Genomic DNA, 15527 nt, shown 5'->3' on the forward strand with positions numbered 1-15527 from the left:
GGCCCCCTTACCGATAGGTCACTTTGCGCACCGCCTCGACCACCTCGTCCGAGGTGATCAGCGCGAGCCGTTCGAGGTTCGCCGCATAGGGCATCGGCACGTCCTTGCCGGTGCAGTTGATGACGGGGGCGTCCAGCCAGTCGAAGGCGTTTTCCATCAGCCAGGCGCTGATGTGGTTGCCGATCGAAGCGACAGGGAAGCCTTCTTCCACCGTGATGCAGCGGTTGGTCTTCTGCACGGATTTCAGCACCGTCCCGTAATCCAGCGGGCGCAAGGTGCGCAGGTCGATCACCTCGGCCTCGATCCCGTCCGCCGCCAGCTTCTCGGCCGCCTCAAGCGCGTGGGACATGCCGATGCCGAAGCTGACGATGGTCACGTCGCCGCCCTTGCGGGCGATCTTGGCCTTGCCGAAGGGAATGGTGAAATCGTCGAGCGCCGGCACGTCGAAGGTCCGGCCGTAGAGAATCTCGTTCTCCAGGAAGATCACCGGGTTCGGATCGCGGATCGCGGTCTTGAGCAGGCCCTTGGCGTCCGCCGCCGAATAGGGCTGCACGACCTTGAGGCCGGGGACATGCGCGAACCAGGCCGCGTAGTCCTGCGAATGCTGGGCCGCGACCCGTGCCGCCGCCCCGTTCGGGCCGCGGAACACCATCGGGCAGCCCATCTGCCCACCGGACATGTATAGCGTCTTGGCCGCCGAGTTGATGATGTGGTCCATCGCCTGCATGGCGAAGTTGAAGGTCATGAACTCGACGATGGGACGCAGCCCGCCGAACGCCGCGCCGACGCCGAGACCGGCAAAGCCATGCTCGGTGATCGGCGTGTCCACGACGCGCTTGGGGCCGAAGCGGTCCAGCAGCCCCTGGCTGATCTTGTAGGCGCCCTGATACTCGCCCACCTCCTCGCCCATCAGGAAGACGCGCTCGTCGCGCTCCATCTCCTCGGCCATCGCCTCGCGCAGCGCCTCGCGCACGGTCATCTGGCGCAGTTCGGTGTCTTCGGGCCAATCGGGGGATTCGTCCGGTTCCGGGGTGCTGACCGCGTCGACCGCCGACTTTGCGGCGGCGGGGGCGCGCTCGGGAGTCTCGCCGGCTTCGTCCTTGCTGTTCTCGCCGGCACCTTGCTGGGCAGGCTCATCGGCCCGCGGCGCGGCGGCGGCTTCGGCGTCGTCCGCCGTCTCGCCCTCGGCCAGCAGCACGGCGATAGGGGCATTCACCGCCACCCCCTGCGTGCCTTCCGCCACCAGCAGCTTGCCGATGGTGCCCTCGTCCACCGCCTCGAACTCCATCGTGGCCTTGTCGGTCTCGATCTCGGCCAGGATGTCGCCGGATTTCACCGCGTCACCTTCCTTGACCAGCCACTTGGCCAGTGTCCCTTCCTCCATCGTGGGGGACAGGGCGGGCATCAGGATCTGGATTGCCATGGTCGTCGTCCCCCTCAGGCGTTCACGTCTTCGTCGGCGTAGATGTCCGTCCACAGCTCTTCCAGCGGCGGTTCGGAGCTTTCGCGGGCGAAGTCGGCCGAGTCGTTCACGATGTCCTTGATCTCCTTGTCGATGGACTTGAGATCGTCGTCCGAGGCGTGGCCCCCGGACACCAGAAGCTGGCGCACATGCTCGATCGCGTCCTTCTCGTCGCGCATCTTCTGCACCTCCTCGCGGGTGCGGTATTTCGCGGGGTCGGACATGGAATGGCCGCGATAGCGGTAGGTCATCATCTCAAGGATATAGGGCCCCTTCCCCGCGCGGCAGTGCGCGACGGCCTTCTCGCCCGCCGCCTTCACGGCCAGCACATCCATGCCGTCCACCTGCTCGCCGGGAATGCCGAACGCCTCGCCCCGGCCGTAGAACGTCGTCGATTTGGTCGAGCGCTTGATGCTCGTGCCCATCGCGTAGCCGTTGTTCTCGATCACGAAGACGACCGGCAGCTGCCACAGCTGAGCCATGTTGTAGGTCTCGTAGATCTGCCCCTGGTTGGCCGCGCCGTCGCCGAAATAGGTGAAGGTGACGTTGTCGTTGCCCAGATACTTGTCGGCGAAGGCCAGCCCCGCGCCGATCGGCACCTGCGCGCCGACGATCCCGTGGCCGCCGTAGAAATGCTTCTCGCGGCTGAACATGTGCATCGAGCCGCCCTTGCCCTTGGAATAGCCGTCGATGCGCCCGGTCAGCTCGGCCATGACGCCGCGCGCCTCCATCCCCGAGGCGAGCATGTGGCCGTGGTCGCGGTAGCTGGTGATGCGCTTGTCGCCTTCCTTGGCGGCGGCTTCCAGCCCGACGACGACCGCTTCCTGCCCGATATACAGATGGCAGAAACCGCCGATCAGGCCCATGCCGTAAAGCTGGCCGGCCTTCTCCTCGAATCGGCGAATCAGCAGCATGTCCCGGTAGAGCTTCAGCAGTTCGTCGCGCGGAATGTTGGGCGAGGCAGCGGATGACGAGGCTTCCGTCGTGTCGGCGGCGGGCTTTCTGGCCATGCGGGCTCCTCCGGCTGGCGATAGTTCAGCGTTAAACCAACGCTAGCGCGAGAGAATGGAGGCCGCAAGTCAGCGGATGACGATCTCGTCAGGACGGGCATAACCCAGCACGTCGCGCGCCCGCTCGTCGAGCAGGTCGAGGTCGAGATAGTCGTCCGAAAGCCGGTGGGTGAGGTTCTTCATCCGGTCCACCTCGGCCTGCAAGCGGTCGCGCTCGGCCAGCAATTCCACGGTTTCGGCGTCAAGCTGCACCCGCCGCAGGATGCCCGAGGGGCCCTGAACCGCCGCGATGGCGAAATACAGCCCCGCCAGCACCATCAGCGCAAAGAAGACCAGCGCGCTGATCGAAAGTCGTGACTGGTTCATCGTCGGGTCCGGCGCAGCTGTTGTCGGCGGCCATCTTGCCACGCGGCGGCGGCCAGGGGAATCCCTGACCTGCCCTTGGGGCGATGGCGGACGGATCGCGGGGGCGGTTCAGGGCCGTCCGGCGGACGTGCTTACGCCGGGTCTATCGCCTGCCGCCATTCCCTCGAACCCACGTCGGTTCCGCCCGCCCGCTGAATGGCACGCGCGCCGACCCTCTCTGCGGGAAAACGCAGGGCGCGGGCCGCAGCCCCCCCTCAGCGTTCGGCCGGTCCCAGCCGATTGGGCGGATCGCTCTCGGGCGTTGTGGCGCCGCCCAGCGGGCGCGGCATCGCTTCGCCGAAATGGGGGCGGGTGTCGCGTTCGGGCGCGTCGTCCTGCGCCGCGTCATCGCCCTGATGATCCACCAGCAGGTCGGCGTGGTCATCGTCGGCGCTGACCCGTTCGGGAACATGGGTCCGGTCGGGAACCGGCTGCCCGGCCGGGGTCTGGTTTCCCGCGGGACCGTCCGGCCAAGTCGGGGGCGGCTCGGGCGCGCGGCTCGGCTCCGCGGGTGCGGCGACCAGCGCCGCCCCATGATCTGGCGCATATTGCCGGGGGTATTCGCGCGGCAGCGCGCGGCGGAAGACCAGCACGTTGTGATAGACCGTCGTGCGGCTGGTCAGGCCGCTGCGCTCCTCGCAGGGGAGCGTTTCGGCGCGGATATATTCCCAGCCATCCGCCGCCATCCGGTTCATTTCCAGCAGCAAGGCGTAGGAGAAGCGTTCCGCCCCGGTCTTCGCGCCCCTGGCCTTCTCGCCGCGGCTCGGGGCGGGGATGACGGTGTATTCGTGGGTCTGCATGCTGTCCCCTTCGCTCGATATTGTCAGGCTTGGGGGCGAACGCCGCGGCCCCGGCCATCGTTGCACCGGAATGTGCCGCTCACAGCCCCAGCTTCTTCGCCACCATCTCGTTGACCGCCGCCGGGTTGGCCTTGCCGCCCGTGGCCTTCAGCACCTGCCCGGTGAACCAGCCGGCGAGCTTGGGATTCGCCCTGGCCTTTTCCACCTGCGCGGGGTTCGCGGCGATGATCCCGTCCACCGCCGCCTCGATCGCGCCAAGGTCGGTGACCTGCTTCATCCCGCGCGCCTGCGCGATTTCCGCCGGGTCACCGCCTTCGGTCCAGACGATCTCGAACAGGTCCTTGGCCATCTTGCCGGAAATCTCGCCCGAGCCGATCAGGTCCAGCACGCCGCCAAGCTGGGCTGCGGAAACCGGGCTGTCGGCAATCGTCAGCCCTTCCTTGTTCAGCCGCCCGAACAGTTCGTTGATGACCCAGTTCGCGGCCTGCTTGCCGTCGCGGCCCTCGGCCACGGCCTCGAAGAAATCGGCGTTCTCGACCTCGGCCGTCAGCACGCCCGCATCGTATTCCGAGAGGCCGAGTTCCTTGACGAACCGCGCCTTCTTCTCGTCCGGCAGTTCCGGCATGGACCCGGCGATGTCGTCCACCCACGCCTGCTCGATCTCCAGCGGCAGCAGGTCGGGATCGGGGAAATAGCGGTAGTCGTGCGCCTCTTCCTTGGACCGCATCGAGCGCGTCTCGCCCTTGTCGGGATCGTAGAGGCGGGTTTCCTGCACGATCTTGCCGCCGTCCTCGATGATGGCGATCTGGCGCCGCGCCTCGTATTCGATAGCCGCCTGGATGAAGCGCATCGAGTTCATGTTCTTGATCTCGCAGCGGGTGCCGAGGACCGAGAAATCGCCCGTCTCGCGGAAGCGCTCGTAATCGCCCGGTTTGCAGACCGACACGTTCACGTCGGCGCGCAGGTTCCCGTTCTGCATGTTGCCGTCGCAGGTGCCCAGATAGCGCATGATCTGGCGCAGCTTCGCGACATAGGCCGCCGCCTCCTCGGGGCCGCGGATGTCGGGGCGGCTGACGATCTCCATCAGGGCGACGCCGGTGCGGTTCAGGTCCACGAAGGACAGCGCCGGGTCCATGTCGTGGATCGACTTGCCGGCGTCCTGCTCCAGATGGATGCGCTCGATCCGAACGCGGCGGGCGACGCCGGGGGCCATGTCCACGAACACCTCGCCCTCGCCCACGATGGGGTGGTAGAGCTGGCTGATCTGGTAGCCCTGCGGCAGGTCCGGGTAGAAATAGTTCTTGCGGTCGAAGGCGCTGAACAGGTTGATGTCGGCCTTCAGCCCCAGCCCGGTGCGGACCGCCTGCTCGACGCAGAATTCGTTGATGACCGGCAGCATCCCCGGCATCGCCGCGTCCACGAAGCTGACATTGCTGTTCGGCTCGGCCCCGAAGGTCGTTGACGCACCCGAGAACAGCTTGGCGTTCGAGGCGACCTGCGCGTGGACCTCCAGCCCGATGACCAGTTCCCAGTCGCCCCTGGCCCCGGCGATGACCTTGGGTTCGGGCGCGGTATAGGTGAGGTGGTCCAGCATCTTTGCCTCCGGGGTGGGATCGCGGTTTTCTACGGCCCCGCCCCGGTTTGGGCAAGCGGCGAAGGCCGCCTCGCGCAATCGTTGCTTCACCTCGGGCCACGCGGCTTGCTATGTCGAAACCGGGATCGAGGGAGAATTAGCCAGATGCGCCAGTTGGTTGCCGCCTTTGCCGCCGCCCTGGCGCTGGCTGCCTGCGACACGCCAGCGGTGCGCAGCGCCGTCACCGCACCGACGATGGCGCCGCAGGAACGCACCGGCCTCGCCGCGCGCCTGTGGGGTGCCAATGCCCCCGCGATGGCCTGGGACGGGCAGGACCAGTCCGGCGAATGGACCGCGGCGCTGCTGGACGCGCTGGAGGCGGAGGGCGTGACGCTGATGTCCGCCATGCCGGCCGACGTGCTGGAATACTGCCCCGCCTATGCCCGCCAGACGCCCGAGTCGCGGGCGGCCTTCTGGGCCGGGTTCCTGTCGAAGCTGGCCGGACAGGAAACCGGCAGGAACCCCGGCGCGCGCAAGGGCGATGAGGTCGGGCTGCTGGCCATCGCCGCCGAGGCCGCGCGTGAGAATGGCTGCGCAGCCGGGCTGCTCGACCCCCGCGCCAACCTGCAATGCGGGGTGCGGATCATGGCCCGCAGCATCACCCGCGACGGGGCCATCGGGGCCGAAGGACCGCGCGGCTGGCGCGGCGCCGCGCGCGACATGCTGGCGCTGCGCTCGCGCTCGGACCGCACGGAACTGGCCGAGTGGACGCGGCGGCAGGATTACTGCCGCTGAGCCTTGGCTCAGCGCCCGCCGAGGATCGGCAGGTCATACTGCCGCCCCGCCTTGACGTAGCTGATCTGCCCCTTGCCGATTGAGTTGATGGTGCCGCCGTCGATCCGGTCGCCAAGCCGGACGGTGACGACCTTGCCGCTGCGCAGGCGGATCAGGCCGCGGCTGGCCTTGCCTGCCCCGACCACGCCGATCACCTGCGTCTTCGCCATGTCCAGCCCGCCGACCGTGGCGCCTTTCGTCACCGCCGTCGATTGCGGCGTGCGCGCGGTGGTTGCCGCCTCTGGCTCGTCATCCGCCTCGGGCGGGGTGTAGCGGCCGGTGGCGGCGATGGCGGCGCGCTCCTCGGCCTCGGCCTGGGCGCGGGCGCGGGCCTCGGCGGCGGCGCGGGCCTGCCGGTCACGCTCGGCGTCGGCAGCGGCCTGGGCGCTGGCGCGGGCCTCGGCCTGCGCCTGAAGCTGCGCGTCCATCGCCTGCTGCCGGGCAACCGCCGCGGCATCCGGGGCCGGCGCGCTTTGCGGCGCGGCGGCGGGGGCCGCAGCCGGAGCGTCCGGCTGCGTCGATGAGGACTGCTCAAGCGATTTCGGCCGCGCGCGCGGCGAGGGCGAACTGGCCAGCGCCGCCAGCGTGATCCCCGCTGATGTCGAGGCGGAACCGCTCGCCACCGCTGCCGCGACGGCACTTTCCACAGCCGCGTTGTCAGAGCTGGAGGGACGGCCCGGCCGCTGCGCGGGACGCCCGTTGAACGCCATCGCCGTCGAGGCGCTGGCAGACGCCACGGCGGCATCGATCGCGGATCTTGAGGCGGCGGACTTCGACGCGGGCTTGTCGCCCGGCGGCCGGGCCGACGCGGCGCTTGCCGGGGCAGCCGCCTGCTGCACGGCCGCATCGATCGCGGACCGCGAGGCATCGCCGCGCGTCTCGGGCCGTCGCGCTGGACGCATTTCAGCGTAGCGCGGCAGGTCCGCGCGGGCGAGGCGTTCGGCCTGCGGCCAATGAGCCGTTGGCAGGCCGGTGTTCGCGGCCAGCCGGATCACCTGCACCCGCGGCACCGCCAGCGAAGCAGACGGGGGCCTGCGGGCCGGGCGCGAAGAAGCGGCCGGCTCGGCCGTCGGTGCGGCCGTCGGTGCGGCTGGCGCTGCGGCGGGCGCCGTCTCCTGCCGCGCGGGGGGTCGCGGCGGCGGCGGCGCGCTGGAGCGCTGCGGCGCGGGAGCGGCCGATTCGCGCGGAGCCGGGATGGCCGCGCGGGGTGGCGGCGCGGGGGCCGGCGACGGGGCGGCCGCACGCGGGGCGGCGCCCGCCTGGCTGGCCGGCGCGGCTGCGGCGGCCGGGGCAGCGCGGCGCGCGGGCCGTGTCGCCGGCCGGTCGGAGGCACTCGGCGCCGAGCCGCTGGTGGTCGCCGCGCCGGCCGGCGGCGTGTCTGCGGTCGAGGTCGCGGGACGCGCCGGGGCGGGCCGGTCAGTGGAACTCGCCGCCGGGGCGGGCACCGGTGCGGGCGCCTCGCCCGTGGCTTCGGCAATGGCGGCCTCGATGCCGGAGCGATCGACCGCCGGCGCAGTGTCGGCGCCCGGCTGCTCGGCGGTGGCGCTCTGCGGCGCGGCTGCGGCAGGCTCCGCTTCCGTCTGCGTCGCCGGCTCGGCCGCGCCGCTGGCCTGCGCGGCAGCGGTCGGGTCTGCCGGAGCGGTGGACGGCGCTGCAGCCGCGGGTTCTGCTTGGGCGCTCGGCACGGGAGCGGCCTCGGACGGCGCGGCCTGTTCAAGCGGCGTTTCGGCAGAGGGCGTCTGCAAGGGCACGATCCGGGTCGAGACCGTCGCGGCAGAGGGTGCCTCGACCGGCGCGGCTCCGGGTTCGGGCGTGTCGGCGCTTGTCGCCGGCGCGGGCTCCGGCACCGGATATTGAGCGGCCGGAGTCGCGGCGGCAGGAAGTTGCGCGGGGCTTACGGTTGCCGGTGCGGGCGTGACCGGCAGCGGCGCTGGGGCTTCCGGCGTGGGCACGGCTGGACCCGAGGCAGCCGGCGGAGTTGCCGGGGCAGGCGCGGCGGCAACGGGCGGCGGCGCGGGAGCGGTGGGCTCCGGCGTGACCGTCTCCGCCGCGGGCGGCGGCGTCGGAGTTTCGGCGAGTTCGGGCGCAGTCTGCACCTGCGGCGGGGCCGAGGTCGAGAAGCCCCAGATCAGCGCCAGCGCCACGATCAGCGCCCCCAGCATCAAAAGGAGGCCGCCGACGCTCCCCCGCTCGCCCGGCTTGCGGGCGGGAACGGGGCGCGGATCGTCCGGCCGCTCGGCTCGCGCCTGCGCGGCACGTGCATGGATCGCCTGGGCGCGAACCGGGATCGGCTTGACGGGCCGGGCGGAGGACGGAGCCGGCGGTGCCGAGGCGGCAGGTGCCGATGCGGCGGGACCCGACGCGGCAGGCCTCGGCGCGGCAGGCGTCATTACCGAAGGCGTCGATGCGGAAGGTATCGATGCGGAAGGCGGAGAATCCGCAGGCAGGTCGGTCATGGCGTCGTGAGGGTGATCAGAGTCGCCCTCCGCAGCCGGAGGGGTCGGCGCAACATCGGACCCATCGGCGCTGCGCGGCGCCGCCGGGACCACGCCTGCCGCTGGAGCGGCGGCGGGGGTCGCCCGCTCGGGCGCTGTGGGAGTGACGATCGGCACCGGCGCTCCGGTCGCCGAGAGCCCGGTCATCATCGCGGTAGCCGCACCTGAAGCAGCGGGAGAGGTGGTGCCGTCCGTGGCGGCGCTGTCATCCGAGGAAGCGTCCTCGCTCACGTCGGCAAGGTTCTGGCCGCCCTCTGCACCGCTGTCGGGGGATGCGTCCTGAGCCTCGTTTTCAACCGCGCCAGAGTCCTCCGGCGTCTTGTCGTCCTGCGCGCCGCTTTCCGCCGCAACGCCTTCCATCGCGCCCTCTGCCGCTTCAGGGGCCTCGGGCGTGACGGCCGGCTCCACCGCGTCCGGCGCGGTGTTCAGCGGCTCGTCCGCCGTTCGCTCCGCTGCCTTGACCTCCGCCGCGCTATCCGGCGCAAGGGATGGCCCGGCCTGCACGGGGGAGCCACCCGCCTCGCTGGCAGTCTGCTTCGGATCGGCAACGACGCCAGCGGCCTCCCTCGCCGCGACGGCAGTCTCCGCCCCGCCCTCGCGCATCGCAAAGCGCGGCGCGCCGGGATAGATGCCGGCGGGCGGGTCGGCCACGAAGCCGCCGGGGGCGAAGCCGTAGCGGCGGGCGAACCCCTCGGCCTCGCGCAGGGTCTGGCGGGCCACGGCGGCGACGCGCACGCCTTCCGGGCCGTCGCTGCGCCAGTCCCAGGCAAGCTCGTCCACGGCATAGGGCGTCAGCCCGTCCAGCGCCCGTCCCACCGCGCCGCTGTCATCCGCAAGATCGGTGCCCGAAGCCGCCCCGACGGGCAGCGAGGTATAAAGGATCTGATCGTCCGGGATCACCAGCGCCACGGCCGCGGCCGAACCGTCCGGGCGGCGCGCGGCCTCGCGCAGCCGGGCGATCTGCACCCGGAAATCGGCGGCGTCGAAAAGGGCGCGGCCCCGTTCGCGCCAAGGCGCCGAACTTCCCGCTGGCGCGATGCGTTCCAGCAGGTGAACGGCGTCGGAGCTGAAGGACAGGGCGAACTCGGGCGCTGCTTGCATGGTCATGGCCGGTGCTTTTCGTTATGGCCGCCCGTCATTGTCACGCGGTGCGATCCGTTTGCTGCTCATTTCCACAATTACCGCACATCACGGGCTGTGGAAAGCGAAACACCATATCGTGAGCGGTCCATTCCCCGCTTCCTTGCGTTCTCCGGCAGCGCAATCCTGCCGCCTGACGGAAAAGCAAACTTGAGGTGATCATGCTGCCCCTGCCCCTTCATCCCCGCCGCGCCGCCGCCCTCAAAGGCGGGCTGCTGCCCCTGATCGCGCTGCTGGCGCTGGCGCCTTTAGCGGCCGAGGCTCATTCCGCCTGCGGGCCGCAGGGCGCGGCGGCGACGCTGACCACGCAGGGCGAGGGCACCGCCCAGGTGCAGCCCGACATGGCGACGGTCAGCGTCGGGGTGACGGTGCAGGCGCCCACCGCCGCGCAGGCGATGGCTGACAACGCCACCCGCCAGCAGGCGGTGATCGACGCGCTGCGCTTGCAGGGGGTCGAGGACCGGGACATCCAGACCTCGAACCTGAACCTGTCGCCGGTGCATGACTATTCGCAGGACGGACGGCCGCCGGTCGTCACCGGCTATCAGGCGCAGAACATCGTGACCGTGACGGTGCGCGACCTGACCGGCCTCGGCGCGGTGCTGGACCGTCTGGTGAGCGCGGGCGCGAACGAGGTGCAGGGCATCGGCTTCGGCCGGGACGACCTGCAGGGGACCGAGGACGAGGCCCGGCGCAAGGCGGTCGAGTCCGCGCGCCATCGCGCCGAGGTGCTGGCCGACGCGGCCGGGCTGCGGCTGGGCAGGCTGGTGTCGCTGAGCGACGGCGGCGGCCGCTCGGGGCCCGTTCCCGTGATGCGGATGGCGATGCAGGACAGCGCGGCCGCCCCGACCCCCATCGCAGCGGGAGAGTTGAGCGTCACCGCCCAGGTCGGGACGACCTATGAGCTGGTCGGCGATGCCGCGCCGGGAACGATGGGTCATTGCGGGCACGGTCCGATGCACGGCCACGGCATGCCGGGTCATCACGGCGGAATGAGCGACGGCGGGCCATCGCAAGGCGCGGCACCGGCCGCCCCTGCCCCGGCCCCCTCGCCAGCAACTCCGGCCGACGATGCCGCGACCACCCCGCCGGCGGCGGACGAGGCGACTGCCGCACCGGCACCCGACGCTCCGGCCGAGGCTACGCCGCCCGCCGCCGCGAACTGACTGCAACGGAAAGGGGCGCCGCAATCGGCGCCCCTGACCCTGCGATCCCCCGGATCAACCGGCGGCGGCCAGCGCCTGATCCAGATCCGCGATGATGTCGGCGGCGTCCTCGATCCCGATCGACAGCCGCACCAGGTCCGGCCCGGCCCCTGCGGCGATCTGCTGCGACTCGCTCAGCTGGCTGTGCGTGGTCGAGGCCGAGTGGATCGCCAGCGACCGCGCATCGCCGAGGTTCGCCACATGGCTGAACAGCTTCAGGGCGTTGATGAACCGCACGCAGGCGTCATAGCCGCCCTTCAGCTGGATATTGAACAGCGCCCCCGCCCCCTTGGGATAGAGCCGCTGCGCCCGCTCGCGCTGCGGGCTGTCCGCGAGGCCAGCATAGCTGACCGAGGCGATGCGGTCGTGCCGCGACAGATGCTCGGCCACCGTCTTCGCGTTCTCGACATGGCGCGGCATCCGAAGGCCCAGCGTCTCGATCCCCATCAGCGTGTAATGCGCCGCCTGCGGGTTCAGCGTCATCCCCAGATCGCGCAGGCCGATGGCGATGCCGAAGAAGGTGAAGGCCGCCGGGCCGAAGGTCTCGTGGAACTTCATGCCGTGATAGGCGGGCTCCGGCTGCGAGAGCGACGGGAACTTGTCGGACGCCGACCAGTCGAACTTGCCGCTGTCGACCACCACGCCGCCGGTCACGGTCCCGTTGCCGGTCAGGTATTTCGTCATGCTGTGGACGACCAACGTCGCGCCCTGCTCGATGGGGCGGCACAGATAGGGCGACGCCAGCGTGTTGTCGACGATCAGCGGAATCCCCGCCTCGTCCGCGATCTTCGCGATCGCCGGGATGTCGGTCAGATAACCGCCGGGGTTCGAGATCGACTCGACGAAGATCGCCCGCGTGTCCTTGTCGATGGCGGCGCGCAAGGCGGCCTCGTCGTCCAGATCGGCGAACTTGGCGCTCCACCCGAAGCGGCGGATGGTCTGGCTGAACTGCGTGACCGTGCCGCCGTAAAGCCGGGTCGAGGCGACGATGTTCAGCCCCGGCCCCATCAGCGGCAGCAGCGCGAGGATCTGCGCGGCGTGACCCGACGAGCAGCAGACCGACCCCGCGCCGCCTTCCAGCGCGGTGATCCGGTCGGCCAGCGCGGAAACCGTGGGGTTGGTCAGGCGGGAATAGATGTAACCCACTTCCTGCAACCCGAACAGCTTGGCCGCGTGTTCGGCGTCGCGGAACTGGTAGGCGGTGGTCTGATAGATCGGCACCTGCCGCGCGCCCGTTGCCGGGTCCGGTTTGGCCCCGGCATGGACCGCCAGCGTGTCGAAGCCCTGCTGCGCGGCGTGATCTTGTTCGCTCATGTCTCATCCCCTTGAATCAGTTGGGCGGGAGGCTAGGGCGGCAACCCGCCGCGCGCAATCGCCGGGGACGAACCGCCGCCGCCCCGCCGCGACAGCGGAAGATCGTCCGCGCTGGCCGTTTTCGCCAGGGCCGTTTTCCGCCGCCGCCTTGAACAGCCCGGTGCGAGACGTCAGATGTTGCCCCATATTGCCAGCCGAAAGGAACCGCCGATGAACCGCGAGCCACTCCGCGACGCCGAACGCCCCGCTGCGGGCCATGCCACCGGAGCCGCGCCGCTCGGCGACCTGCCGGAGTGGAACCTGACCGATCTCTACCCCGCGCCCGACGCCCCGGAATTCGCCCGCGATCTGGCCGATCTGGAAGCCGGCGCCGCCAGCTTCGCCGCCGATTACGAGGGGCGGCTGGCCGAACTTGCTCCGGCCGAGATGCTGGAAGCGGTCGAGCGTTACCAGAGGCTTGACATCATCGGCGGCCGGCTGATGTCCTATGCCGGGCTGCGCTACTACCAGAACACCACGGACGCAGGCCGCGCCAAGGCCCTCGGCGATTTGCAGGCGAAGGTCACCGACATCACCACGCCGCTGGTCTTCTTCAGCCTCGAATTCAACCGCATCCCGGATGAGATTTACCAGCGCCAGTTCACCGCCCCGGACGGCCCTGCCCGCTACAAGCCCGTCTTCGACCGGATACGCGCCCTGCGCCCCTATCAGCTTTCCGACGAGCTGGAGCGGTTCCTGCACGACAACTCGGTCGTCGGCGCCGCTGCCTGGAACCGGCTGTTCGACGAAACCACCGCCGCCCTGACCTTCGACGTGGACGGCGAGGAACTGGGGCTGGAAGCGACGCTGAACCTGTTGACCGATCACGACCGCACGAAGCGCGAGGCCGGGGCGAAGGCGCTGGCGCAGGTGTTCGGCGACAACGTCAAGCTGTTCGCGCGCATCCACAACACCCTCGCCAAGGAAAAGGCGGTCGAGGACAAGTGGCGCAAGATGCCGACGCCGCAGACCGGGCGGCACCTGTCGAACCATGTCGAGCCCGAGGTCGTGCAGGCCCTGCGCGATGCCGTGGTCGCCGCCTATCCGCGCCTCTCGCACCGTTATTACCGGCTCAAGGCGAAGTGGCTCGGGCTCGACAAGCTGCAGGTCTGGGACCGCAACGCGCCGCTGCCCACCGAAACCCCGCGGACGATCGGCTGGGACGAGGCGAAGGCGATGGTGCTTGACGCCTATGCCGGGTTCGATCCGAAGCTGGCGGAACTGGCCGAGCCGTTCTTCGACAAGGGCTGGATCGACGCGGGGGTGAAACCGGGCAAGGCGCCGGGCGCGTTTGCGCATCCGACGGTGACGACGGTGCATCCCTATGTGATGCTCAACTACCTCGGCAAGCCGCGCGACGTGATGACGCTGGCGCATGAGCTTGGCCACGGCGTCCACCAGTGCCTCGCGGCGGATCAGGGGGAACTGCTGGCCTCGACCCCGCTGACGCTGGCGGAAACGGCGAGCGTGTTCGGCGAGATGCTGACCTTCCGCGCGCTGCTGGCGAAGACGGCCGATCCGGCACAGCGCAAGGCGCTGCTGGCCGGCAAGGTCGAGGACATGATCAATACCGTTGTCCGGCAGATCGCCTTCTACGACTTCGAATGCCGCCTGCACGCGGCCCGCGCCGAAGGGGAACTGACCCCCGACGACATCAACGCGATCTGGATGCAGGTCCAGCATGAATCGCTGGGCGACGCCTTCGACTACATGCCCGGCTATGAGACCTTCTGGACCTATGTGCCGCATTTCGTGCACTCGCCCTTCTACGTCTATGCCTATGCCTTCGGCGACGGGCTGGTGAACGCGCTCTATGCCGCCTACGAAGACCAGCCGCAGGGCTTCCAGGAGAAATACTTCGACATGCTCCGCGCCGGCGGCTCGAAACACCATTCGGAACTGCTGGCCCCCTTCGGCCTGAACGCGGCCGATCCGGCCTTCTGGGACAAGGGCCTGTCGATGATCGAGGGCTTCATCGACGAGCTTGAGCGGATGGAGGGCTGATGGCCCGCCGCGACCCGTTCGGCCGCCGCCGCCCGCGCAGGCTGCGGCGGGCGGTCCTGACGCTGCTGGGGCTGGTCGCTGTGGCCGGGCTCGCGGTGGCGCTGTTCGGGCCGCGGATCGTCGCGGGACAGCTGAACCCGGTCACGGCCGACGAGCCGTGGCCTGTCTCGGCCGAGGCGCAGGCGCTGCATGACCGGCTGGTGATCGGCGACCTGCATGCCGACCCGCTGCTGTGGGACCGCGACCTCTCGCGTGAGCGGTCCGAAGGGCATGTGGACCTGCCCCGGCTGGACCGGGGCAATGTCGCCGTGCAGGTCTTCACCACGGTCACGAAAAGCCCGAGCGGCCAGAACTACGACGAGAACACTGCCGAAAGCGACAACATCACCCCGCTGGTGATCGGTCAGCTTCGGCCCGTGCAGACGTGGTTCAGCCTGAAGGAGCGGGCGCTGGATCAGGCCGCCCGCCTGAACAGTCTGGCCGAGGAGAACCCCGAGCAGCTTCGCGTGATCCACGACCGCGCCGAGCTCGACGCGCTGCTGGACGAGCGGGCGGCGGGCAGCCGCGTGATCGGAGGCATCCTAGGCTTGGAGGGCGCGCATCCGCTGGAAGGCGAGATCGCCAACCTGACCGTGATGGAGGGCGCGGGATTCCGGTTGATCGGGCTGACGCATTTCTTCGACAACGAACTCGGCGGCTCGCTGCACGGGCAGAGCGGGGCGGGGCTGACCGGCTTCGGCCGCGAGGTGGTGCAGGAGATGATCGCCCGGAATATGGTGATCGACCTCGCCCATGCGTCGCCGCAGATGGTCACGGACGTGCTGGCGATCCCCGGCGCGCACCCGCTGCTGAGCCATACCGGCATCCGCAGCACCTGCGACAACCACCGCAACCTGCCCGACGGGCTGTTGCGCCGGATCGCGGCGCAGGGCGGCATCGTCGGCATCGGCTTCTGGGAGGAAGTCACCTGCGACGACTCCCCCGCAGGCATCGCCCGCACGATCGTGGCGGCGATCGACCTGCTGGGCGAGGACGCGGTCGCGCTCGGGTCGGACTGGGATGGCTCGGTCGGCACCCCCTTCGACGCGGCGGGTCTGCCGGCGCTGACGCAGGCGCTGATGGACGAAGGCTTGAGCGAGGAGCAGATCGCCAAGGTCATGGGCGGCAACATGGTGCGCTATCTGCGCGAGGTGCTGGGCTGAGCGCTGAAAAGGCAACGCTTCGCCGGGCTGAACCGCCGTATGGG

The 15527-nt window shown here is 70.2% G+C and carries 11 protein-coding genes; 4 read left to right on the forward strand and 7 right to left on the reverse strand.

What is annotated here, in order from left to right; all coding sequences use genetic code 11:
- Positions 1 to 7: 7 nt before the first annotated feature.
- The 5 genes from KTN05_RS10140 to gatB form a co-directional block, all read right to left on the reverse strand.
- Positions 8 to 1423 carry a pyruvate dehydrogenase complex E1 component subunit beta gene (locus tag KTN05_RS10140; protein ID WP_217329288.1) on the reverse strand — a complete coding sequence of 472 codons (1416 nt, stop codon included), beginning with the start codon at positions 1421 to 1423 and terminating at the stop codon, positions 8 to 10.
- 14 nt (positions 1424 to 1437) lie between these two features.
- Positions 1438 to 2472, reverse strand: coding sequence for a pyruvate dehydrogenase (acetyl-transferring) E1 component subunit alpha (gene pdhA, locus KTN05_RS10145; RefSeq protein ID WP_217329289.1), 1035 nt, complete (start codon positions 2470 to 2472; stop codon positions 1438 to 1440).
- Between the two features lie 69 nt (positions 2473 to 2541).
- On the reverse strand, positions 2542 to 2838 hold the full coding sequence (locus tag KTN05_RS10150; RefSeq protein WP_217329290.1) for a septum formation initiator family protein: 297 nt from the start codon (positions 2836 to 2838) through the stop codon (positions 2542 to 2544).
- Between the two features lie 254 nt (positions 2839 to 3092).
- A complete protein-coding gene (locus tag KTN05_RS18105) occupies positions 3093 to 3677 on the reverse strand; it encodes a DUF4177 domain-containing protein (protein ID WP_254368115.1) in 585 nt (194 codons plus the stop codon).
- Positions 3678 to 3756: 79 nt separating this feature from the next.
- Positions 3757 to 5271 carry an Asp-tRNA(Asn)/Glu-tRNA(Gln) amidotransferase subunit GatB gene (gene gatB, locus KTN05_RS10160; RefSeq protein WP_217329291.1) on the reverse strand — a complete coding sequence of 505 codons (1515 nt, stop codon included), beginning with the start codon at positions 5269 to 5271 and terminating at the stop codon, positions 3757 to 3759.
- A gap of 144 nt (positions 5272 to 5415) precedes the next feature.
- Here gatB and KTN05_RS10165 point away from each other — a divergent pair, with 144 nt between their 5' ends.
- Positions 5416 to 6045, forward strand: a complete 630-nt coding sequence (locus KTN05_RS10165) for a lytic transglycosylase (protein WP_217329292.1) — start codon at positions 5416 to 5418, stop codon at positions 6043 to 6045.
- A gap of 8 nt (positions 6046 to 6053) precedes the next feature.
- Here the strand turns inward: KTN05_RS10165 and KTN05_RS10170 are convergent, their stop codons facing one another.
- The gene (locus KTN05_RS10170) at positions 6054 to 9686 is read right to left on the reverse strand and encodes a hypothetical protein (protein ID WP_217329293.1); all 3633 of its coding nucleotides are present in this window, start codon (positions 9684 to 9686) and stop codon (positions 6054 to 6056) included.
- Positions 9687 to 9880: 194 nt separating this feature from the next.
- Here KTN05_RS10170 and KTN05_RS10175 point away from each other — a divergent pair, with 194 nt between their 5' ends.
- Positions 9881 to 10885 carry an SIMPL domain-containing protein gene (locus KTN05_RS10175; protein ID WP_217329294.1) on the forward strand — a complete coding sequence of 335 codons (1005 nt, stop codon included), beginning with the start codon at positions 9881 to 9883 and terminating at the stop codon, positions 10883 to 10885.
- 54 nt (positions 10886 to 10939) lie between these two features.
- Here KTN05_RS10175 and KTN05_RS10180 read toward each other — a convergent pair whose 3' ends face one another.
- The gene (locus tag KTN05_RS10180; protein ID WP_217329295.1) at positions 10940 to 12238 is read right to left on the reverse strand and encodes an O-acetylhomoserine aminocarboxypropyltransferase/cysteine synthase family protein; all 1299 of its coding nucleotides are present in this window, start codon (positions 12236 to 12238) and stop codon (positions 10940 to 10942) included.
- 210 nt (positions 12239 to 12448) lie between these two features.
- Between KTN05_RS10180 and KTN05_RS10185 the strand changes: the two genes are divergently transcribed.
- Together KTN05_RS10185 and KTN05_RS10190 are read left to right on the forward strand one after the other, a co-directional pair.
- Entirely contained in the window at positions 12449 to 14281 is a 1833-nt protein-coding gene (locus KTN05_RS10185) for a M3 family oligoendopeptidase (protein ID WP_217329296.1), read from the forward strand.
- Complete coding sequence (locus tag KTN05_RS10190; protein WP_217329297.1) at positions 14281 to 15483, forward strand: dipeptidase; 1203 nt, start codon at positions 14281 to 14283, stop codon at positions 15481 to 15483. The genes KTN05_RS10185 and KTN05_RS10190 overlap by 1 nt, the downstream gene beginning before the upstream one ends.
- Positions 15484 to 15527: the final 44 nt, after the last annotated feature.

The organism is Paracoccus sp. Z118 (assembly GCF_019061185.1).
In the GTDB taxonomy this organism is placed as follows: Bacteria; Pseudomonadota; Alphaproteobacteria; order Rhodobacterales; family Rhodobacteraceae; genus Paracoccus.